The organism is Photobacterium sp. CCB-ST2H9 (assembly GCF_023151555.2).
Lineage (GTDB): Bacteria > Pseudomonadota > Gammaproteobacteria > Enterobacterales > Vibrionaceae > Photobacterium.
In genome coordinates this window covers 2,637,842-2,659,473 of the sequence record NZ_CP100425.1, presented here as the reverse complement: position 1 = coordinate 2,659,473, position 21,632 = coordinate 2,637,842, and the positions used below count along the sequence as shown (strand labels likewise).

The 21,632-nt window shown below is 51.1% G+C and carries 17 protein-coding genes; 6 read left to right on the top strand and 11 right to left on the bottom strand.

What is annotated here, in order from left to right; translation table 11 throughout:
• Positions 1-50 precede the first annotated feature (50 nt).
• The 3 genes from L4174_RS12320 to rlmA all read right to left on the bottom strand — a co-directional run bounded on the left by L4174_RS12320 (position 51) and on the right by rlmA (position 3,352).
• Positions 51-1,019, bottom strand: coding sequence for an ABC transporter substrate-binding protein (locus L4174_RS12320; RefSeq protein WP_248141175.1), 969 nt, complete (start codon positions 1,017-1,019; stop codon positions 51-53).
• A 409-nt stretch (positions 1,020-1,428) separates the two neighbouring features.
• Complete coding sequence (locus L4174_RS12315) at positions 1,429-2,379, bottom strand: ChaN family lipoprotein (RefSeq protein ID WP_248141174.1); 951 nt, start codon at positions 2,377-2,379, stop codon at positions 1,429-1,431.
• Between the two features lie 136 nt (positions 2,380-2,515).
• Positions 2,516-3,352 carry a 23S rRNA (guanine(745)-N(1))-methyltransferase gene (gene rlmA, locus L4174_RS12310; protein ID WP_248141173.1) on the bottom strand — a complete coding sequence of 279 codons (837 nt, stop codon included), beginning with the start codon at positions 3,350-3,352 and terminating at the stop codon, positions 2,516-2,518.
• 387 nt (positions 3,353-3,739) lie between these two features.
• On the opposite strand from rlmA, the gene L4174_RS12305 reads away from it, so the two are divergent.
• Positions 3,740-4,783: a porin gene (locus L4174_RS12305; protein WP_248141172.1), complete on the top strand. Its 1,044-nt coding sequence runs from the start codon at positions 3,740-3,742 to the stop codon at positions 4,781-4,783.
• A 68-nt stretch (positions 4,784-4,851) separates the two neighbouring features.
• Here the strand turns inward: L4174_RS12305 and L4174_RS12300 are convergent, their stop codons facing one another.
• From L4174_RS12300 to L4174_RS12285, 4 genes are all read right to left on the bottom strand, one after another.
• A complete protein-coding gene (locus tag L4174_RS12300) occupies positions 4,852-6,120 on the bottom strand; it encodes a sigma-54 dependent transcriptional regulator (RefSeq protein ID WP_248141171.1) in 1,269 nt (422 codons plus the stop codon).
• Positions 6,110-8,473 (bottom strand): ATP-binding protein, encoded by a 2,364-nt coding sequence (locus tag L4174_RS12295; protein ID WP_248141170.1) that lies wholly within the window; start codon positions 8,471-8,473, stop codon positions 6,110-6,112. Before L4174_RS12295 ends, L4174_RS12300 begins: the two co-directional genes overlap by 11 nt.
• The gene (locus tag L4174_RS12290) at positions 8,473-9,708 is read right to left on the bottom strand and encodes an ABC transporter substrate-binding protein (protein ID WP_248141169.1); all 1,236 of its coding nucleotides are present in this window, start codon (positions 9,706-9,708) and stop codon (positions 8,473-8,475) included. Before L4174_RS12290 ends, L4174_RS12295 begins: the two co-directional genes overlap by 1 nt.
• A gap of 416 nt (positions 9,709-10,124) precedes the next feature.
• The gene (locus L4174_RS12285) at positions 10,125-10,625 is read right to left on the bottom strand and encodes a YfbU family protein (RefSeq protein ID WP_248141168.1); all 501 of its coding nucleotides are present in this window, start codon (positions 10,623-10,625) and stop codon (positions 10,125-10,127) included.
• 177 nt (positions 10,626-10,802) lie between these two features.
• On the opposite strand from L4174_RS12285, the gene L4174_RS12280 reads away from it, so the two are divergent.
• The gene (locus tag L4174_RS12280; protein WP_248141167.1) at positions 10,803-11,453 is read left to right on the top strand and encodes an energy-coupling factor ABC transporter permease; all 651 of its coding nucleotides are present in this window, start codon (positions 10,803-10,805) and stop codon (positions 11,451-11,453) included.
• Between the two features lie 116 nt (positions 11,454-11,569).
• Here the strand turns inward: L4174_RS12280 and pflA are convergent, their stop codons facing one another.
• The 3 genes from pflA to L4174_RS12265 form a co-directional block, all read right to left on the bottom strand.
• Positions 11,570-12,310 (bottom strand): pyruvate formate lyase 1-activating protein, encoded by a 741-nt coding sequence (gene pflA / locus L4174_RS12275; protein ID WP_248141166.1) that lies wholly within the window; start codon positions 12,308-12,310, stop codon positions 11,570-11,572.
• Between the two features lie 168 nt (positions 12,311-12,478).
• Positions 12,479-14,755 (bottom strand): formate C-acetyltransferase, encoded by a 2,277-nt coding sequence (gene pflB, locus L4174_RS12270; RefSeq protein ID WP_248141165.1) that lies wholly within the window; start codon positions 14,753-14,755, stop codon positions 12,479-12,481.
• 149 nt (positions 14,756-14,904) lie between these two features.
• On the bottom strand, positions 14,905-16,395 hold the full coding sequence (locus L4174_RS12265; RefSeq protein ID WP_248141164.1) for a DUF3360 family protein: 1,491 nt from the start codon (positions 16,393-16,395) through the stop codon (positions 14,905-14,907).
• A 1,107-nt stretch (positions 16,396-17,502) separates the two neighbouring features.
• On the opposite strand from L4174_RS12265, the gene L4174_RS12260 reads away from it, so the two are divergent.
• The 4 genes from L4174_RS12260 (at position 17,503) to L4174_RS12245 (ending at position 20,711) form a co-directional block, all read left to right on the top strand.
• On the top strand, positions 17,503-18,273 hold the full coding sequence (locus tag L4174_RS12260) for an ABC transporter ATP-binding protein (protein ID WP_248141163.1): 771 nt from the start codon (positions 17,503-17,505) through the stop codon (positions 18,271-18,273).
• Between the two features lie 112 nt (positions 18,274-18,385).
• Positions 18,386-19,162 carry an ABC transporter substrate-binding protein gene (locus L4174_RS12255; protein ID WP_248141162.1) on the top strand — a complete coding sequence of 259 codons (777 nt, stop codon included), beginning with the start codon at positions 18,386-18,388 and terminating at the stop codon, positions 19,160-19,162.
• Positions 19,163-19,289: 127 nt separating this feature from the next.
• Positions 19,290-20,030: an ABC transporter permease gene (locus tag L4174_RS12250; protein ID WP_248141161.1), complete on the top strand. Its 741-nt coding sequence runs from the start codon at positions 19,290-19,292 to the stop codon at positions 20,028-20,030.
• Between the two features lie 3 nt (positions 20,031-20,033).
• Positions 20,034-20,711, top strand: a complete 678-nt coding sequence (locus L4174_RS12245; protein WP_248141160.1) for an ABC transporter permease — start codon at positions 20,034-20,036, stop codon at positions 20,709-20,711.
• Positions 20,712-20,793: 82 nt separating this feature from the next.
• On the opposite strand, the gene xthA is transcribed toward L4174_RS12245, so the two are convergent.
• A complete protein-coding gene (gene xthA, locus L4174_RS12240; RefSeq protein WP_248141159.1) occupies positions 20,794-21,600 on the bottom strand; it encodes an exodeoxyribonuclease III in 807 nt (268 codons plus the stop codon).
• Between the last annotated feature and the right edge of the window lie 32 nt (positions 21,601-21,632).

The following is a 21,632-nucleotide window of genomic DNA, read 5'->3' as shown; positions in this document are numbered from 1 at the left end:
TTATTCCTTGCTGGCACCGGCGGGTCGGCCGGTGCCTGAGAGATGTGTAGTTATTTGGTGATTGAGGTTGCGCGGCTAACCAGTGATTTCGGCAAAGTGATGTGCAGTTTCGCTGCCACTTTTTCATTCAGGGCCAGGTCGGAACCGACCGCGACTTTGACTGGCAGTTCAGAGACTTTCTTGCCTTTGAGCAGGGCATCGACATAGTCGGCGGTCTGAACACCAACCTGATAATAGTCAAAGCCCAGTGCGGCCAGTGCACCACTTTCAATATAAGTTGTGGATGCTCCAATCACAGGAATACCCGCCTGGTTACCAGCATTGACCAGTCCTTCAACGGCACTGGCGACGGTGTTATCTGTCGGGGCGTACAGAGCATCGGATTTCGCAGCAACGATTTGAGCGGCTGACTGCACGTCTGCACTCTTCAGTGCTGTGCCTTCAACGACTTCCATACCTTTCTCTTTTGCAGCTTTACGCAGCAGGTCAACCAGAGCGACGGCGTTGGCTTCGCCCGGGTTATAAATCACACCAATTCGCTTGGCATCTGGAAGGATCTCTTTAATCAGGTCGACATGCTGTGCAACCGGAGAGAGATCTGACAGGCCGGTCACGTTGCGTTCCGGCTTCTCGGTATTACGAACCAGTTTGGCACCGACAGGATCGGTGACTGCAGTGAAAACAACGGGAATTGAACGGGTGGCTGCAGCCAGGGCCTGGGCGGTCGGTGTGGCAATGCCAACCAGAACATCGGGCTGTTCACCGACAAACTGCTTGGCAATTTGTACTGCGATAGCCGGGTTACCCTGAGCCGTCTGATAGGTGAATTCCAGGTTTTTGCCTTCTACGTACCCTTTTTCTTTCAGGCCATCCAGTAAGCCCTGACGGGTTGCGTCCAGCGCCGGGTGTTCAACGATCTGTGAAACGGCAACTTTTGCCATCTCAGCCAGCGTTGGCGTTGCTGTGAGCGCCAATGCCGCAGCAATACAGGCCGCAGAAAGCAGTTTGGTTCCCTTCATAATCCAATCCTTGTTCTGGTGTGATAACGAGACGGGCCACTGGCTGGGCCATCAAAAACACCCGTCATTGGCATAATGTTTTAGCTCAATGGGAAAAGAAAGAACATCCAAAAATTAACAACAATGTAACAAGGTTTGGGGGTGATAAACTGAGTTTTGGTTATTGGTTGGTTTTATATATTGCTTTCATGGCTGTTTATTGGTCAAAAGTTAGACGTTTCACTTTGTATTTGGTGACTTATTTTTTATTGGTATTTTTGTGATTACAGTGAACTGCCGCTCACTCGCAGTGACGGAAATTGGCGCGTTGCATGTTTTGTGAACAATTTCTTCAGGAATGAAACGGTTGATGCACAAGAAGGGGAGGTGTAACAGGCAGCCGGATATCGGCTGCCGGGGGAGCGCGGGATTATTCACTAAGACAGGTCAATTGACTGCTGCGCTGTTTCAGGTTGGAGAAGGCCGCTTTCATATTGGCTTCCTGCACATAGCGTTGCGGCATGGGATGGACTTCGACCTGAAAATCAGGTGAACCTTCGGCAACGGGGCTGTCCTGGGTGACCGGAGTCACCATGACAACTTTGAGCCCGGGATGACGGGCTGCAATGCGGGACGCTGTTCCCAGTCCTTCTGCCGTGTGGAACCGACCGGCGACGTGCAGAATCTGGTGGCCGGGATGGGTTTGCAGGTAGTCGACCATGCTTTCGGCCATGGTGTCGTCCCAGGCGGTTTGGGCGGCAAATTGTCGCTCGGTTTGGGCTTGATCACCATGGTGCATAGATGCAGTGAATTTTTCTTTGTAACGGTCATTTTCCAGTGTAAGTGACTGAGCAACCCACTGGCGCTCTGAGGCAGGAAGACGGTTGAGGTAATCGGGACCGTAGCGGCCGACGCAACGCACAATCGATTTCGGCGCATTGCTGGCAATGACATCCAGATGATGTTCACGGGCAAACTCGATCAGCGGACGGTAGTCTGATTCATAGTTTGGCCAGGCATTGCCTTGCTGAATCAGCGTTTGTTCACCAATTTCACCATTGAGGTACTGGTTTACGACGCTTTGTTTATCCCGGGTAAACTGCTCCATCGACAGAGCCAGGTCAGGGCGATTGGCATACATGGCTGCCAGCAGACGGGTTTGCAACAGGTGGGTTCCCGGATGGCTGTGCCATTCTCCTACCAGCACAATATCGGCGTCAGACAACGCCTCAGCAAGCTGTTGCTCTGTCAGAGAGGCGCCTTGAGGTGAGCGAATGGTGTAATCATAAAATGTGTCAGGCGGAGCTTGTTCAACCGGTGCTGACGGTGTTGTACAGCCACTGAGCAGGGCTGTCAGTATAAAGGCATAGCCAGTCTTCATGCATATCATCCTTTCTCCTGAATCGTCGTACTGACTTCGTATCAGTCACAGTATGGACGGTTCAGTGTGTTCTTTCATGGACGCTATGATAGAGAAGACTGGCAGAACACTCAATAGTAATGAGAATTAATTTCAATTAGGTTGCCGAGATTTCAGTTTCCGACAACTGATAAACGCGAAGTGTGAAATCAGCCTCGCAATGAAACGCCTGCTGCTGGGCCAGGAATTGCCAGACCGAATCCGGGGTCTTCCAGGCAAACGGGGTCATCTGCATCAGGGCGGTGGCTTCTTTGCCGTCGAGTGTCATTTCGTAATGTAACTGCTCTTCGTGGATCAGTGACATACCGGGCAGAGATTCTGCCGGAATATCATGCGGCCTGACCTCTTCATAGATCTGGGCTTTTAACTGATGCAGATGCCGTGCTGCCGGGGTCACGGTCAGCAAAACCCCTCCTGGTTTCAGAGTGCGCGTAATTTCATCTGCTTTGCAGGGCGCGTAGATGCGCACCATGGCATCCAGGCTGTTATCGGCGAAGGGCAGGCGATGACTGGAAGCAACACAGAAATGACAATCTTTGTAGCGTTTTGCTGCGTACCGGACCGCAACTTTTGAGATATCCAGCCCGTGTACTGTCAGTGCCGGATGCTGGTCGCTTAAAGCCGTGAACGCGGACGTGTAGTAGCCTTCCCCGCAACCGATATCCAACAGACGGTGACTGTTCGCCGGCGCATACCGGTGGAGCAGCGCAACCACTTTGTCTTTCATCGGCGCATAATGGCCTGCTTCAAGAAATGCTCTTCTGGCCTGCATCATCTCTTTGTTGTCGCCGGGATTTTTCGAACTTTTATGATGAACCGGCATGAGATTGACGTAGCCTTCTTTGGCCTGATCAAACTGATGGTTTTGCTGACACCGCCAGTAATTTTCCCGGTGTTCGAGAGGCTGATGGCATAATGGACATTGATAAGGCATGAGAGAGCACCGAGTGTCAAAACGCAGGATTGTACCTTGTTTTATCCGGGCAGAGAACCCGAAAACCGGCCGCTGCGGTCTGGTTTTATAATCGATCGGGCTAAAGAAAAAAGTGATCTTTTTCACAGAAAAATATTAAGCAGATCAATGTGAAACAGGCACAGTTTTATTAAGGGCATATTCAGGGAAAGAAGTTACTCTGTTTGTGCATATAGTGAATCTCTGCTCTATGCTGTCTTTTGAGGTTGTGAAGATTTAATGGAGCCGGCTTCAGGCTTTAACTGCCTTTCCCTGAGGCCGCTTCTGCTGTTTCCAGCCTTTTTTTTGCGCTTCGGGTGACCCTGATGATTTGGTGGAAGCCCCGGATATTGACTCAAGGAAACGAAGATGAAAAAAACATTAGCAGCGGCAATTATTTCCAGCTTATGTGTCAGTGGTGCGAGCTACGCAGCCAATATCTACAAAGGAGAAGATGGCAGCGAAGTGAATGTGTACGGCCGTCTGGGATATAACATCACAGACAAAGACACCAACGAAAATGATACGAATGGTGAATTCGATGCCCGTATCGGACTGGGCGGTTCACAGCCAATTAATGATCAGTTTTCTGTGATCGGCTGGGCTGAGTATCAGGTGGGTGCAGCTGAAGCTGAAAACTCAGGCGGCGACAGCCTGTCTCCGCGTTATGTCTGGGCGGGTATCGACGGTAAGGAATTGGGTAAAGTGACGGGTGGCCGTGTGGCGTCTGGTCTCATTATGTTCACCGATATCGTGGACGTGTTCGCTCTGTCTGATATTGCAACAGCGCGTCAGGCCAACCGGGTTGACGGTACAGCCGTACAGGTCTTCCGTCAGGACGCCACGCTGCAGTACCAGAACAGTGTGAACGGACTGGATTTCTCGGTTGCCTATATTTTTGGCAATAATGACGTCAACCGTTTTGGTGAAGTACTGGACTACGGTATGAATGCGGCGGCCCGATATACCCTGGACTTGGGTGAAGGCGGCAGCCTGGCACCAGTACTGGCTTATCAGTACAGTGAAGATAAAGACGGCAACGAATATAACTTCTGGGGGATTGGTGCCACCTATAAGATAGGTGCTATCTCTCTGGGTGCAGAATACTCCGAAGATGAGCTGGATACCGGAGCTGCCAATAAGAGTAAAGATGAAGTCTGGGAAGTGGTTGCCATCTATGATCTGAACGATTACTGGACCCTGCGTGGTGGTTACCGCAGCCTGGAGAACACGGATGGGGATGAACTGGAACTGAAAGACACGACCCTTGAAGCTCAGTATCACCTGACCAGCCGTTCTTCACTGTTTGCCAGCTATGTCTTCCGTGATGGAGATAATGGCACCAATGGCGGTGCTGACTTCGGTGATGCGGAGGAAGATTTCTATCAGCTGGGAATCCGTTACGAGTTCTGATTTCCCGAATTCAGTGACGAAAAAGCCGGGGCAGTGCTCCGGCTTTTTTTGTTTCGGGCTTGTCCCGCTTATCTTGCTTTGTAGTCTGCTTTATCGAGACTGTGCTTTTTCATTCTCAGATAGAGCTTTTTACGCGGAATTTGCAGGTAGTTCGAGACTTCATTAATACGGCCGCTGAACAGGTAAAGCGCATCCTCAATGACCCGTTTCTCATAACTGTCGATCAAATCGTCCAACGGACTGCTCATCTGTGCTAAGGGCTTAGTACGTTCCTGCCCCGTCAGCTTCACGATACCAATGGCATAGAGCTCAGCGACGTTGCGGAGTTCAAGCACATTTCCCTGCCACTGATGGCGGTTGAGGGTATTGATATAGGCTTTATCAATCACCGGGACTTGTTTATTCAGCTTCTGGCAACTGGCATTCAGGAAGTATTTGAATAAAGGCGTGATATCACTGACCCGCTGGCGCAGTGGTGGCATGATAAAACGAACCTGGCTGAGGAAGTAAAACAGCTCCGGCACCAGAGACTCATTTTCCACGGCACCTTCTGCGGTACCTTCGAGAATCGCCAGCACTCTGACTTCCCGTTTTCCCAACCGCTCCTGTTCGAGTAAGAATCGACACAGCCAGCGTTGTGATTCCGGCGGCATGGCAGGCAGGTTGTTAATACAGATGCTGCCGCCACGCGCGTTAATCATGGCCCGTTGCAGATCCGGGGTCCGCTCCACTCTGGAGCCACACAGCTTAATCAATGGTCCCTGGCTGATGTCACTGTGCTGGTGCAGCAGACTGGCAACGGTGTGGCGGCCTGTGCCTGTTTCACCTTCGATCAGAACGTCTTTATTGTTATTGGCCGCCAGGGTGATTTGTTCGCGGATGCTCTCGATACGCGGACTGTCCCCCAGCAGGACATCATGGGTTGTTTGCTGCACTCTCTTGCGGTGAGAGACGAGTTGCTTTCGCTGCGGCAGGTGTTTCTCAAGCAGGGTTATCAGTTCGGCGGGTTGCAGCGGTTTTTGCAGAAAATCGACGGCACCATTTTTCAGGGCATCAACGGCCATGGGAATATCGCCGTGCCCGGTAATCATAATGACGGGTAAACTGTCATCCAGCGCTTTGACCTGATGTAAGACATCTTTACCACTGGTGCCCGGCATATACATATCCGTGATCACAACCCCGGGCCAGTCTTTGTGCAGCAGGGCCAGAGCCTGCAGTGGGTCTGTGGCCGTTTTTGCCTGATAACCAGCCACCTCAAGCAGGTGCTGATAGGCATCTACAACATCCTGATCGTCATCAATGATCAGCACTTCAATGTTATCGTTAATCGTCATACTTCTTTAACTCCAAAACGACCATAGCGCCTCCTTGCAATGTTGAAGCAAGGTAAATATTGCCTTCGATTCTGTTCATGATGGAACGGCAAATGTTTAATCCCAGCCCGAGTCCCACATCTTTGGTGGTGGTGAAGGGAACAAAGAGTTTCTCTATGATACTGGCCGCAAATCCGGGGCCGGTATCGCAGACAGCCAGTCTGAGTGACTGGTTGTCTGAATGATTGTCGAGCACATCGACATGGATTTCCCGGGTATGACAGCCCGCTACGGCATCGCAGCTGTTGACGAAGAGGTTCACCAGAACCTGTTCAAACTGAACCGGATCCGCCAGGACCTGGTAGGGGGTGTCGACGAGGTACTGCAGCGTAGTCTGCTGTATTTTCAGGCGACTCTCGATCAGTTGCCGGGCATGGCAGAGCGACTGCTGGATATCGATCGCCTGAACAGCACGGTTGGCAGACTGTTTTCTGGCGAAATTTCTCAGGCTGGAAATGATCCGGCCCATCCGTTCCGTGAGGCTTTCCATCTTATCCAGACTGGCGGGCAGCTGGGTATAATTGTCCTGACTGACGGCCATTTTCGTGGCAAACAGGTGCGTTGACATGGCCGATAGCGGCTGGTTCAGTTCATGAGCCAGTGAGGTCATGGTCTGACCGACCACGGCCATTTTTGCAGCCTGAATCAGTTCGTCCTGAGTTGACCGCAGATCGGCTTCAATCCGTTTCCGGTCTTCAATTTCTGCTTTTAACTGGCGGTTTCGTTTGGTCAGAGACTCTGTTTTTTCATGTACCATTCCTTCCAGCCAGCGTGCTGCACTTTCCTGTTCGGTAATATCTGTCATCGTGATGATGACTTTGTCTTCATGTCCCTGATTGAAATGACGGAAGTCCAGCCGCAAGTAACGCGGCTCCTGATGCTGTGTATGCCTGATGGTCAGGCTGCAGGCCCTGTTCGTTTGTAAAAGGCTTCCTTTCTGAAACAGGCGCTTGAGGCGTGTTTCCGTGTTGTGGTTGAAGAGGGACCATAAGGTGTGCCCTTTGGGAATGGAGCCGGTCTGAAACAGGGCCTGTGCACTGGGGTTGACTGACTCCACAACACCGGACAGGTCACAGGTAATGATACTGGCCTGGGTATTATTGATCAGGTTGAGGGCATTGGTTTGCTGCATTTCCAGCATCTGCTGGCGGAACTGACGCAGACTGTCCCCCAGCAGACCGATTTCATCATCACCGTCAACCTGAATGGTCGCGTTCAGATCGCCGTGTGCCACGGCATAGAGGTCGTGGCTGAGCTGGTTCAGCCGAGTGACGATCCCCCGGCTGACCAGATAGACAGAAAGCAGGACAGATAATGTAATCGCCAGCAGGACCACGCCCAATAAGATGTAACTGCTGATGATCACCGACTGCCGGGTATGATCATTGAGTGCCAGCAGCGAGCTGTCTGCCTGATCAACCATGGCCTGAATGAGTTCTTCCTGATAAACCAGGCGGTTCTGAATTCGCTTATCATAGATGTGGACAGATTTTTGCAGACTGGACAGAGTCTGCAGCTGTCTTTCCACCGGACCGCCGGGTTCAACCAGGCTCACCAATTCATTGAGGTGCTGAAGAAAAAGCAGGGTCGACGGATAGTGGCTGAGTACATCGCCCATGCTTTTCAGTTGCTCTGTCTTGTGGCCGAGATACTGAAAGCTATTGGAAATATCCCGGTTTTGATTTTGCAGGAAGATATCTTTGACCAGCTGATGCAGTTCATTTTCCTGAATGGTGATGGACTGTAACAGGGAAAATTCATCAATGTTTGCCCGGATTTTCCCGTCATCCAGCTGCTTGGGATCCAGGCGTGTCAGCTGCCATTCCAGTTCCTGCCGGATCGGGACCAGCTCTTCAACAATGTTCTGGTGCAGCCAGTTCAGCCGGGTTTCCGACTGAGCCAGTGTCAGCAGCAAGCTGGTCCTTTTATTCAGTAGCTTGGTGTAGGCCTCGATATCACTGAGCAGGGTTTCAAGTTCGATCTTCAATGCCGGATATGAGGCCAGGCTGGCTGTATTGGCAATGGACTCGGTAATTTGCGCAGCTTCCTCAGTAATTTTTTGTTTCAGCTCGGCGTGGCGTGCATGATCTTTGTTGAAGCTGATTTTATGCAGCGTATCTTTCAGTGCTGCGGTATCACGTTCCAGATGGTAGCTGGCACGCAGCGTGGGCAGGTTTTTGCTGACGATTGCATCAATCTGATCATCCAGGCTTTCCCAGGTAATCAGAGCAATCAAGCTGACGCCAATGCTCAGGAAAGCCATCAGGCTGATAGCACTGATTAACCGGTTGCCAATCGTTTTTCGTTTCAGCATTACGGCACCTGCTTCTGAGAGAAGAGGATGGCCTGAGTCAGCTGAATTGATTCCTGTAAATGACGGCTCATTGCATCCTGCAAGCTTTCAAGTTTCTGTGCCGAATCCGGGTGACGACTGGGATCCTGCAGGGCAGTGAAAGCGGGCTGATGTGCCTGTTCGTGTCGTATCACCGGGGTCGATGCCAGTGTTACCGCTCGTGCGAGTTGGGCTGCCTGCTGCGGTTCAAGACCGGGCAGTCGGCGGACCTCATGAATCATATGCCAGGCTTGATTTAATAAGGGGAGCTGTTTGCTGATACTGATGTCGAACAATTGCTGGACGAGGATGGCGCGCTGATGCAGTAATTCCTGATTGAGCGGGAACGTGGCGACTTCAAGCTGCGGCCGCGCGTGTCGTCGCAGCTTATATAGTGGTGCCTGTTCGCTCTGTTTCTGCAACGCTTCTGAAAGCATGAATTGCACAAAGTTTTTCCCGTACGGGGAAGACGTGTCAGTTGAAAGCGCCGCAAGATAACCGGGCAGGATCAGGCTGTCCGGCTGGTAGCGGAAATGAACGAATGGAAACATGGCCTGATGTGCCTTGGCATCACTGTTGATGACCAGACCAACGCCAGCCTGACCACTGGTGACGATATGACTGACTTTTTCGCTGCTGGCTGAAACGCTGTCCAGATTCCCGCCAATCTGCAACAGCAGTCCCCAGTCGTGCTCCCAGCCATGTCGTTGCAACAGATTCTCGACCATTTGGTGCGTCGTGGCGGAGCGCGAGGGGCTGCTCATGACCAAATGGTTGTAGTAGAGCGGATCGGTCAGGGCTTCCAGTCGTTGTGGTGCAGGTAACTGATGCTTATCCAAATAACGCTGGTTCCAGATCAGGCCATAACCGGAATACCCCAGAACCGCAATATATTCTGTATCCATCGGGCTTTTGTGAGGGGTAAGGCGGGCAACCAGGATCAAAGCATTGTGGTTGGTCAGGGGCCGGAAGAGCCGGGTTGATGATGAGAACACGACATCAACGTCATGGTTTGGGGCCGAGAGCATGGCCAGAGCATCGGCTTCACGACGCTGCAGGATTTGAACATCCAGATTTGGGTAATGCTGCTGAAAAAGCTCAACGCCGGGGGAGAGCAGAGCCGGATTGTCAGTGGTCAGGATCACCAGTTGTTCCCTGCTTCCGGCAAAGGCGGTGCCGGAGATCAGAATGAGTACGATGAATCGCCTGAATAACATGACCCGAGTCCTTTCGAATGTAACAACAGATATTCAGTGTGTAACCATCTTTCCGGTGTAGCCTGGTTACAGGTATCAGCAGAATCGTGTTGATGCGTTTATATATAAGTTTGCTGCTATCGGGACAGGAAATTCAGAAACGGTTTTCTGAAGTATTCATTGCTTATCGATTTTCCTGTGCCGGATCGCTTACTTGGGCCTGTTTTGACCCAAACTCACTTAAAGCATGTTTTAGATCACACAAATCTACCGGAACATCAGAATTCGCCAATGTTTAATTTGCAAAAAGATGTGTCAATACTCTGACGTATTTTCGTCATGAATACCAATGTGAATGAGAGAAAGAGTGATGGGGGCAGCGTGTGCTGCCACCCCGGAGATGAATTTTGTAATCTCCGTAACTTTTGTTGCCTGGTTCAGGCGTTGAGAATTTGCTGAATTTCAGTCGCTGACAAATGATACTGGCGAGGGCATTTCTGCCAGACGGTCAGCATACGGCGGTATTTGCTCTGCATCGGCACATGACTGTTGAAGTGGTGCTCAGAGGGCAGAAAATGCGGATACAGTTTTTCAACTTCAGCCAGGAAGCGAACATAGTGCATTTGCTGAGGTTCGCTGATGGCGTCAAAACCGAGAAACGTGAGCCGACGGCAGTCAATCTGCTGCTGGTTTTCTGCGGACAACTGCTTACAGGATTCCTGCATGGCATGGTGCATTTCCATCACTTCGATGATTTCTTTACATTCAGCTTCGGGAATGGCACCAAAGTCTTTGTCCAGCTCTCGCAGTTGCAGACCATAACCCCGTTCGACAATGGTTTGCAGACGGGCATATTTGGCGGCGTTGTCTGAATCAAGCTGAGCCATCAGACGGTACTGATTAGACAGAATGAGGCGTTGGGCGTTTGTCATTTCCATAGCAATGTCCTGCAATTTTTTCACTGTTTACAGCTTAGCAGGATGTACCGCACAGCTATTGATCTGACAGGGTATTCCTGATTTTTTTCGTCAAATGATCGGTGCTGCGGATGTATAATTGTGCCGCCGGGCATTTGGGCAATCTATACCCTGATTTCGATGACAAGGATGTAACTGATGACAACACTTTCCTGGATAGGCTGGGCGGTCTGGCTTTTGATTTTGCTTGCCTCGTATCCCAGAGAGTTTTATCCGAAATTCAGACAGGAGAAAGACTATCAGCATCTGGTGCTGGGCTCGGCTGTTGCCCTGTTTTTGTTATGGAGTCTGCGTGCCGGACTGGTCGACGGGCTTCAGGTCCATTTTCTGGCACTGACTGTTCTGACATTGTCACACGGTTGGCGGATTGCGATTTGGATCAGTGTTTTACCGGGTATCTTGCTGGCTGTTTTCGGACTTGTGGCGTGGCAGGATCTTGGGCTGGTGAATCTGACGGGCGTGGTCGCGCCGGCTTTGGCCAGTTATGGTGTCTTTTTGCTGAGTTACCGTTATCTGCCGCGTCATTTGTTTGTTTATATTTTTGTGGCTGCTTTTTTTAACGGGGCACTGTCACAGGTGGTTCATATGCTGCTGACGGGGAGCTGGATCTGGCTGGAAGGGGAGTTTCGCTGGCAGTATATCGTTGATAATTATCTGGTTCTGATCCCATTGCTGCTGTTTCCTGAGGCGTTACTGAACGGCATGGCGACCACCTTGCTGGTGGTTTATAAGCCGGAATGGGTCCGGACTTTTGCGGATCGGGATTATATTTTCCGGCAGGATAAATGAGCTGAACCGGGGTTGGATGCCCGCCGGTGCGGGAGTGACGAGAGTCGATTGCACCGGCAGGACATTTATCCGGGAACCATACGGAAGCCGTTCGGTTCACCGTTGATTCAGCGAGCTCAGTACATCACGTTCGGGTGGTACTCCGACAGGATGCCCTTGATTTTTTCCATCACTTCTTTCGATGGTGGTTTGACGCCTTCCAGCGGATAGTCATAACCCATCGCTTCCCATTTGTGGGCGCCCAGCTGGTGATACGGCAGCAGTTCGACTTTTTCAACGTTGTCCATGTCTTTGATAAATTCGCCCAGCAGTCGGGCGGACGTTTCGGTATCGGTGAACCCCGGAACCACGACATGACGGATCCAGGTTTTCTGGCCGATTTTGTGCAGGTAGCGGGCAAAATCCAGAATCCGTTTATTGGGAACGCCCACCAGATCGTGATGAATTTCATCGTCAATCTGTTTGAGATCCAAAAGGACGAGATCCGTAGCTTCCAGCAGCTCATCAATGACGGGTGTATGCTTGCGGACATAACCGTTGGTATCTAAACAGGTATGGATGTTCTCGGCTTTCGCAGCCCGGAAGAAATCGCGGATAAATTCCGGTTGCAGAATTGCTTCTCCGCCGGAGGCTGTGACACCACCACCGGAGGCGTTCATAAAGTGGCGATAGGAGAGTGCTTCTTTCATGAGCTCATCGACGGTCACTTCACGGCCGTCTTCCAGATCCCAGGTATCGCGATTGTGGCAGTACTGGCATCGCAGCAGGCAGCCCTGCATGAAAACGATGAACCGGATCCCTGGCCCATCAACTGTTCCACAAGACTCGAATGAATGAATGCGGCCTTTTACGGACATATGCGCGCTCCCCGATAATGCTTGGTGTCGCTATTCAATAATATACCCAAGTCACCTCAGGATGGCAGCTCAGAAGAGACAGGTTCCGGTGGTCACTTGGGTATATTCCCCACGGCCGGGAAGCCGCGGGGAGCAAGATGACCGGACAGTTTCCCGCCCGGTAAAGTCTTACAGAGAATCAGTGAAGGTTCGTGCAATCACGTCCTGCTGTTGCTCTGTGGTCAGTGAGTTGAATCGTACCGCATAGCCGGAAACCCGGATAGTCAGCTGCGGGTATTTTTCCGGATGTTTCACCGCATCTTCCAGCGTTTCACGGTTCAGCACGTTCACGTTCAGGTGCTGTCCGCCTTCAAGGCCGGCTTCATGATGGAAGTAACCATCCATCAGACCTGCCAGATTCGCGCGGCGAGAATCATCGGATTTACCCAGTGCGTTCGGCACAATGGAGAAGGTATAAGAGATACCGTCTTTGGCATGTGCGAACGGCAGTTTACCGACAGAGGTCAGTGAAGCGACCGCACCTTTTTCATCACGGCCGTGCATTGGGTTGGCACCCGGTGCAAACGGCTGACCTGCACGGCGACCGTCCGGCGTGTTCCCGGTTTTCTTCCCGTACACCACGTTTGAAGTGATGGTCAGGATAGACTGAGTCGGAACAGCGTTACGATAGGTCTTCAGCTGACGAATCTTGTTCATGAAGCGTTCAACCAGATCGCAGGCAATGTCATCGACCCGGGCATCGTTGTTCCCGAATTTCGGATAATCGCCTTCAATATCAAAGTCGGTGGCAATGCCGTTTTCGTCACGGACCGGTTTCACTTTGGCGTACTTAATCGCAGACAGGGAGTCGGCCGCAACAGACAGCCCCGCGATACCACAAGCCATGGTGCGGCGGACGTCACGGTCATGCAGCGCCATCAGAGCCGCTTCATAGCTGTATTTATCGTGCATGAAGTGAATCGAGTTCAGTGCGGTGACGTACTGGGTCGCCAGCCAGTCCATGAAAGAATCCAGGCTTGCCATCACTTTGTCAAAGTCCAGTACGTCATCAGCCATTGGCGCTGACTTCGGACCGATCTGGATTTTCAGTTTCTCATCCACACCGCCGTTGATTGCGTACAGCAGCGTTTTGGCCAGGTTGGCACGGGCACCGAAGAACTGCATGTGCTTACCGACCACCATTGGCGAGACGCAGCAGGCAATGGCGTAATCGTCAGATTCGAAGTCCGGACGCATCAGGTCATCGTTCTCATACTGAATTGATGAGGTGTCGATGGACACTTTGGCACAGAACTTCTTGAAGCCTTCAGGCAGGCTTTCTGACCACAGCACCGTGATATTCGGCTCTGGGCTTGGGCCCATGGTGTACAGGGTATTCAGGAAGCGGAAGCTGGTTTTCGATACCAGCGTGCGGCCATCAACACCCATACCACCGATGGATTCGGTTGCCCAGATTGGGTCACCAGAGAACAGCTCATCATACTCAGGCGTACGCAGGAAGCGGACCATCCGCAGCTTCATGACGAAGTGGTCAATCATTTCCTGAGCTTGTTCTTCGGTGATCTTGCCGGCTTTCAGGTCGCGATCAATATAGATGTCGAGGAAGGTCGAGGTACGACCCAGAGACATCGCGGCACCATTTTGAGACTTCACGGCAGCCAGATAACCGAAGTAGGTCCACTGAATGGCTTCCTGAGCCGTTTCCGCCGGGCGTGAAATATCGAAGCCGTATTTAGCTGCCATTTCTTTCATCTGGCCCAGGGCGCGGTGCTGCTCTGCAATTTCTTCACGCAGCTGCATGGTCATTTGCAGATCTTCGCCTTGTTCAAACTTCGCTTGCAGAGAAGTGAACTGTGCAAATTTGTCCTGCATCAGATAGTCAATACCGTACAGCGCGATACGACGGTAGTCACCGATAATACGGCCACGACCATATGCATCCGGCAGACCGGTCAGAACGCCGGATTTACGGCATTTCATGATGTCCGGGGTATAAATGTCGAACACGCCCTGGTTATGGGTTTTGCGGTATTCAGTGAAGATTTTCTTCACTTGCGGATCCAGTTCGCGATCGTAGGCTTTACAGGAGCTTTCCACCATCCGGATCCCACCATTTGGGATGATGGCACGTTTCAGCGGTGCTTCGGTTTGCAGACCGACGATGGTTTCCAGCGATTGATCGATGTAGCCGGCGTCGTGAGCGGTAATGGTAGAAATGACCGAGGTATCAAAGTCAACAGGTGCATGGGTTGCGTTCTCCTGCTTGATGCCTTCCATCACTTTTGCCCACAGCTGCTGGGTTGCAGCCGTGCCTTCGCTGACCAGGAATGCTTCATCACCCTCGTAAGGGGTGTAGTTTTTCTGGATAAAGTCACGGACATTGACTTCGTTTTGCCAGTCACCCGCAGCAAAGCTTTCCCAAGCGTTAGCAAATTGGTCTGCCATAGTATACCTACCTGTTATTCGTCAGTAGAAAGTGTTACAGGCGCTGCACCGATTGTGCAGCGGCTGCATGTGTATCAGTATTTCAGTTTTCACTGAGCCGGGCTTTGATGTGCCGCACGGCTATGCTAAATATTTCATATTCTTCAGGATTATCCCAGCAGCGCAGGGATACCCGGAATCATGCCGACTGCCAGCATGGCACCCAGACAGACAATCAGTGTCAGACCCGGAATAATCAGGCGGTCAGCCAGTGTCAGGTGGTTCGGACGGTCTTTGTCGCCAATCAGGCCGTTGTTATCCAGCAGCATGGTGACCGCCCAGCCGAAGACCGGGTTGACGGCCATCGAGGCAAAGATACAGATCCCGGCGGACTGGCTGGATTTGGCGTCTTTCACCATTTGCATACCGGCTTCCAGCAGTGGCAGGAATACCCCGGCCAGCAGTGCAATCGTCATGACCGGTGGCCAGATCGCAATGTCCATCGGGTAGCCGATAATGGCGACAACAATACAGATGCTGCCCAGTAAAATCGCACCCGCCGGAATCGGACGTTTTGCAATTGCGGCCGGGATCATATAGGTGCCCCAGGATGAGGTGACATTCCCGCCACCAAAGGCTGCCCCAACGATTTGACGGACAGAACAGCCGGTCATGGTGTCGTCGACATCCATTAAGACCTTGTCGGTTTTCTCAGGGTAGTTCATTTCCTGGAAAATGCGGTGGCCCAGAAAATCCGGAGACCACATGGCGACGGCCAGCAGGGCAAACGGTAAGGAAGCGATGAAATGCTCCATGGTCGGTAAGCCCAGTTTCCAGCCGGTTTCAGTTGAACCCCACCAGTAAGCCGGATTCAGGTTTGGCAGTCCCGGAGTGGTATGAAATTCGAAAGGCGCCCCCATCACTGCGGCAATGATGCCTCCGGTGACGGCACAGACCGGAATTGCCAGCCAGCGTTTGCCGATACGGGCCAGAAACGCGTACAGCACAATACTGACAAAAAGAATCAGCACGGCGACATAACCCATGTTGATATCGCCGCCCCAGCTCAGCAGGCTTTTGATCTGGCCGGTCGAGCCGACAAAGCCCAGGAAGATCAGCAGGCCACCGGCAACGCCGTCACTGGTGAGTTTGACCAGTCTTGAGCCCCCTTTGCACAGGCTGAGCGCCAGGCCGAAACCGCCCAGTAAAATCCCCAGTGCCAGCGGGTGACCACCTGCGGCGGCAATCATGCCAATCATTGGGATCATCGGGCCATGGTTACCGGCCAGGTTGGCGCGCGGGTTTAAAAAGCCGGAAACAAGGATACAAAAGAGGGATGCGGACACCAGCATCTCGACCCGCACGTTTTCAACCACAAAGTCAGGGCCCAGGCCGAATGCGGCCGCATAGGAAGACATCACGGCGGAATACATGGCGATGATGCCGATGGTTCCGGCAATGGCCGGGACTAAATCTTCCCACTCAAACCGGAAATCCCGGCCGGGCAGGTTGAGTCCCCATCGACGGGGTTTCATGATCTGCAGTTCATGATCCAGATAGCGTGAGCGGTTTGGAAATGCACTGGCAGGTTGATGGTGAGCCGAATAACTATCGGTTTCCACCTCGGTATGGACGTCACCGTATTGAATGTTTGATGACATAGCGGGCCTCGTTCTACAAGTCAGAAATTCTTTTTATATGTACCGGGGATCGGGCCTGAGTCCGGTACGGATGCACATCTGGCATCGAATATTGATTATGGTGTTAGTTTACTCCCGCTCTTACCCAGCAAATTTGATCCTGATCATTCACTTCTCTCAAATGAAGGAAAACTACGGAAATGCATCTTTTGTCCCGAGAAATACGGGCGATCTTACTAGTTTGTGTAATTAATTTACGTAAGTTGTGTTCTTTTGGCGGGGGGTAGGGGCATCGGAAGGGACGAGACAATCACCCTTTTTTATGCCGGGAATAGTTTTGAGGATGCCGGATGTTGGCAAATCTGTAAGCGCCGTCAAGTTCTGGCTAATTTTCTGGCTCTTTAGGAAGCACATTATCAGTTACTCAATCTGCATGTTTTCCCACTTTGAGATGGTCTGAGAAATCAGCTCATCCGGGGAAATCGGCATAGACGTTGGTGCTGTCATCAGATGGGAACGATTACATTTCAAGGCAACCCGACAAATACCTTCCCTGATCCTGACTTCCTGGAACGTCCGGTGTTGCTTTATTTTCCCGGTGTTTGACACATGTACCTTTGTTTTTGGCCGGAGAGGCAGAAAAGGAACATCTATGAAACTGGGTTTCTATCTATAATTAATGAGATTCTATTGTGTTCGCAGAATAATCAATTGGCAGTGTTTAATGATTAAATATGCGATTTATTCATCTGATAATGCTAAAATCCGAACGTTAACAAAATGTTGTCAATCTGAGTTCGTGGTGATACCTTCGACAAAGGGATGCGAAAACAGACTATCTCTCTGCAGTAAAGGCAGTTGTAGCAGAAAGAACGGAATGTTCTCTAATTGATTGATAAGAAAATAAAGTTACCTGTATAAAGAAATCGTGTGAAACATTGAATCGTTTTCAGAATCAGTTCTCTCCGTTCTTTATATGTTGGCACTGTGTTAATGGTGTCGGTTTGAAGGTTACTGTCGCTGTGCATAAAGGTTTGTGCGGGCAGTATTAAGTACATTCAGCCAGATTTGCATGATTAGTTTTCAGTGCAGTCTGTGGGTTTGACAAAGCAACAGGAGACAAAGCGCATGACAGATGCAGTAGCGCTTGAAGTAAAGGATTTACATAAATCTTTTGGCCAGAACGAAGTGCTGAAAGGGATTTCACTGACAGCGCACCGGGGAGATGTGATCTCCATTATTGGTTCATCAGGTTCAGGTAAAAGTACGTTTCTTCGCTGTATTAACCTGTTGGAAACCCCGACTCAGGGTGAAATCTGGGTCAACGGTGAACTCATTAAAATGAAAAACAACCGTCGCGGTGAATTCTTACCTGTGGACGAGCGTCAGGTTCAGCGTATCCGCTCCCGGCTGGCGATGGTCTTTCAGGGCTTTAATCTTTGGTCTCATATGACGGTTCTGGGGAATGTAATTGAGGCGCCGGTTCATGTACTGGGCGTACCGAAGGCCGAAGCGATTGAAAAAGCAGAAGCCCTTCTGAAGAAAGTCGGCCTGTACGAGAGACGTCATTATTATCCCGGACATCTGTCTGGTGGTCAGCAGCAGCGTGCTGCGATTGCCCGGGCACTGGCGGTTGATCCTGAAGTGATGCTGTTTGACGAACCAACTTCGGCGCTTGACCCTGAACTGGTCGGGGAGGTGCTGGGTGTAATGCAGGATCTGGCTCAGGAAGGCAGGACCATGCTGGTGGTGACGCATGAAATGGCATTCGCACGAGATGTGTCCAATCAGGTGATGTTTTTGCATCAGGGGCTGGTGGAAGAACAGGGTGCACCCGAAAAACTGTTCCAAAACCCAGACTCAGAAAGATTAAAGCAATTTATTTCGTCGATTTACTAAAATATGGATTGAGTTTTACTCAAACCGACATAACTCACAACTTCGCTGATTCAGCGAATCTTTCAACCCGGGCGACATGGCGGGTTGTTGCAAATACAACAGGAGTAAGACAATGAAAAAATGGATTTTGGCTGCCGCAGTCGTTTCTGCTCTGGGTGTGACCTCTGCTCAGGCGAAAGAGTGGAAAGAAATTCGTTTTGGTATCGAAGGCGCCTATCCTCCGTTCAGCTGGACTGAACCCAGTGGTGAGCTGAAAGGTTTTGACGTCGATATGGCCAATGCATTGTGTCAAGAACTGGAAGCCAAATGTAAGATCGTCGCTCAGGACTGGGACGGTATCATCCCGTCTCTGCTGGCCCGTAAGTACGATGCTATCATTGCCGCAATGTCGATCACGGATGAGCGTAAAAAGAAAGTCGACTTTACCCACAAGTATGCTCTGATTCCGAATAAATACGTGGCCAAAAAAGGCACGCAGCTGGACTTCTCGAAAGACGGCCTGAAGGGCGTGAAAATTGGTGTTCAGCGTGCAACTACGCACGATAAGTACCTGACAGACAACTATGGTGATTCCGTTGAGATTGTTCGTTACGGCTCATTCGATGATGCGTATCTGGATCTGAAAGCGGGCCGTATCGCAGCGGTTCTGGGAGATGCTTCTGCGCTGGAAGAAGGTCTGCTGAATAAAGATGGCGGCGATGGTTATGAATTCATTGGTCCTTCGCTGACTGATCCGAAATGGTTCGGTGACGGTTTCGGAATTGCGACTCGTAAGCAGGACAAAGACCTGACTGAGAAGCTGGATAAAGCCATTCTGTCACTGCGTGAGAAAGGTGTTTATAAACAGATTCAGGATAAATACTTCTCATACGATGTTTACGGTGAGTAACCCCCCGGTAACGAGACAATAATGCGTCTCCCGGTGAAATACGCGATATGAATCAGAGAGTGCCGGGTCACAGGTGGCTCGGCACTTTTTACATGGCAAACCCTTTGCAGTTTAAAGGAGTGACCCCTTGCTGGATTTAAAAGGATACGAATGGTCGCTGGTTGAAGGCGCATGGATAACCTTGCAGGTTGCCTTGCTGTCACTGCTGCTGGCGATGACGCTGGGCATGTTGGGTGCACTGGCAAAACTCTCCCGATACCGTACCGCCCGAGTGACGGCTACGGCTTACACCACGGTGATTCGTGGTATCCCGGACCTGGTGCTGATGATGCTTATCTTTTTTGGCGGTCAGGTTCTGCTGAACAACAGTCTTTACGGCATCAATGAGTGGCTGAACAACTACTTCGCTTCGTCGGATCCGGCTCATGAATGGACATCTTACCTGCCCGATTATATTGAGGTCAGTCCCTTTGTTGCCGGTATTCTGACCATAGGTTTCATCTTCGGTGCTTATATGGCGGAAACCTTCCGGGGCGCCATCATGGCGGTGGACAAAGGGGAACTGGAAGCTGCGAAAGCTTATGGCATGAGCAGTGCGATGTCTTTCCGCCGTGTCCTGTTGCCACAGATGATCCGACATGCGCTGCCGGGTTTCGGGAATAACTGGCTGGTTCTGCTGAAAACTACGGCACTGGTTTCGATTATCGGTCTGGATGACATGGTACGGAAGGGGGCATTGGCTGCCGGTACCACCCAAATGCCATTTACGTTCTACATGGCAATCGCTGTGCTGTTTCTGGTGTTTACCTCGCTTTCTACTTCTGCACTGAAGTGGGCAGAGCGTCGGTTCAGTATCCATACGAGGTAAGAGATGGACTTTAGTATTCTGACAGACAGCTGGCAGCTGTACCTGCAAGGCTTTTATACGACCCTCTGGATGGTTGCGCTGGCGCTGGTGATTGGTCTTCTGATTGCCATTCCGATGGGGGTGGCACGGAACAGCAAGAATCCTGTGATCTACGGTCCGGCCTGGGCATATATTTACTTTTTCCGCGGAACGCCTCTGCTGGTGCAGCTGTACCTGATTTATTACGGTGTCAGCCAGTTTATGAATGTTCAGGGCACCCTCTGGGAAGATGCCTGGTTCTGTGCGCTGGTGGCTTTTGTACTTAATACCGCTGCTTATACCGCAGAAATTGTACGGGGCTCGATTAACAGCATGCCGAAAGGAGAAGTCGAGGCCGCGAAAGCTTACGGAATGAGTCACATGCAGGCATTCCGCCGTATCATTCTGCCGAGCTCGCTGCGTCGTGCTCTGCCTGCTTACAGTAACGAAGTGATTTTCATGATCCATGGCTCCGCCGTGGCAGGTATTGTTACGATTATCGACCTGACCGGCGCTGCCCGGATTGTGAACTCGCGCTATTACGCGCCGTTTGAATCCTTCCTGTTTGCCGGTTTGTGTTACATGGTGCTGACATTTACCGTGATCTGGACTTTCCGCAAACTGGAAGGCCGGTATCTGCGCCATATGAAAGCGCTGAGCTGATTCAGCTTTCTCCGGCCAATGAAAAAGCCAGGGGTTACCCCTGGCTTTTTTTGTATTGGTGCGATGATTGGAAATACCCGAATTATTCGAACACAGACCAGATCGGTGCGTGGTCGGACGGTTTTTCAATCCCGCGCAGTTCATAGTCAATCCCAGCTTCATGGCAGCGCGCTGCCAGTGAAGGGGTCGCCAGAACCACGTCAATGCGCAGACCACGGTTGTCGTCGAACCCTTTGGAGCGGTAATCAAACCATGAGAACTTGTCATCCGCATCCGGATGCAGCTGACGGAAAGTATCGACAAACCCCCAGTCCAGCAGCTTTTTCAGCCACTCGCGTTCAATAGGCTGGAATGAACATTTTCCGGTCTGCAGCCAGCGTTTGGCATTTTGCGGGCCGATACCGATATCCAGATCGATCGGGCTGATGTTGATGTCACCCATGACGATCAGCTCTTCATCGCTGCTGTGGTGCGCCTCAAGATAGGTCATCAGATCCGCGTAGAATTTTTCTTTGGCCGGAAATTTGATTTCGTGATTGATGTTTTCACCCTGAGGGAAATAACCGTTCAGGATGGTGACCTGCTTACCGTTGGCCTGCTCAAAAGTAGCCATAATCATCCGGCGCTGTGCTTCTTCGTCATCAGTCGGGAAGCCTTTGCGGACATGAACCGGCTCTTGTTTGCACAGCAGCGCCACACCATAGTGTCCTTTCTGGCCATGGTGATACACCTTGTAGCCCATAGCTTCAACGTCTTCTAACGGGAAAGCTTCGTCATGAACTTTGATTTCCTGCAGACCAATGACATCCGGCTGATGTTTATCGATGACGGCTTGCAATTGGTGGAGTCTTGCTCTTAATCCATTGATATTAAATGAGATGACTTTCATTTGAATTCTGTTCTGTCAGCATGGGAAATGTG

Excerpts from the sequence above, each read along its gene's own strand:
- L4174_RS12300 (WP_248141171.1), bottom strand. The coding sequence starts at position 6,120 with ATGACGATTAACGATAACATTGAAGTGCTGATCATTGATGACGATCAG.
- L4174_RS12305 (WP_248141172.1), top strand. The coding sequence starts at position 3,740 with ATGAAAAAAACATTAGCAGCGGCAATTATTTCCAGCTTATGTGTCAGT.
- L4174_RS12255 (WP_248141162.1), top strand. The coding sequence starts at position 18,386 with ATGAAAAAATGGATTTTGGCTGCCGCAGTCGTTTCTGCTCTGGGTGTG.
- L4174_RS12245 (WP_248141160.1), top strand. The coding sequence starts at position 20,034 with ATGGACTTTAGTATTCTGACAGACAGCTGGCAGCTGTACCTGCAAGGC.
- pflB (WP_248141165.1), bottom strand. The coding sequence starts at position 14,755 with ATGGCAGACCAATTTGCTAACGCTTGGGAAAGCTTTGCTGCGGGTGAC.
- L4174_RS12295 (WP_248141170.1), bottom strand. The coding sequence starts at position 8,473 with ATGCTGAAACGAAAAACGATTGGCAACCGGTTAATCAGTGCTATCAGC.
- L4174_RS12320 (WP_248141175.1), bottom strand. The coding sequence starts at position 1,019 with ATGAAGGGAACCAAACTGCTTTCTGCGGCCTGTATTGCTGCGGCATTG.
- rlmA (WP_248141173.1), bottom strand. The coding sequence starts at position 3,352 with ATGCCTTATCAATGTCCATTATGCCATCAGCCTCTCGAACACCGGGAA.
- xthA (WP_248141159.1), bottom strand. The coding sequence starts at position 21,600 with ATGAAAGTCATCTCATTTAATATCAATGGATTAAGAGCAAGACTCCAC.
- L4174_RS12280 (WP_248141167.1), top strand. The coding sequence starts at position 10,803 with ATGACAACACTTTCCTGGATAGGCTGGGCGGTCTGGCTTTTGATTTTG.
- L4174_RS12290 (WP_248141169.1), bottom strand. The coding sequence starts at position 9,708 with ATGTTATTCAGGCGATTCATCGTACTCATTCTGATCTCCGGCACCGCC.
- L4174_RS12265 (WP_248141164.1), bottom strand. The coding sequence starts at position 16,395 with ATGTCATCAAACATTCAATACGGTGACGTCCATACCGAGGTGGAAACC.
- L4174_RS12260 (WP_248141163.1), top strand. The coding sequence starts at position 17,503 with ATGACAGATGCAGTAGCGCTTGAAGTAAAGGATTTACATAAATCTTTT.
- L4174_RS12315 (WP_248141174.1), bottom strand. The coding sequence starts at position 2,379 with ATGAAGACTGGCTATGCCTTTATACTGACAGCCCTGCTCAGTGGCTGT.
- L4174_RS12285 (WP_248141168.1), bottom strand. The coding sequence starts at position 10,625 with ATGGAAATGACAAACGCCCAACGCCTCATTCTGTCTAATCAGTACCGT.
- pflA (WP_248141166.1), bottom strand. The coding sequence starts at position 12,310 with ATGTCCGTAAAAGGCCGCATTCATTCATTCGAGTCTTGTGGAACAGTT.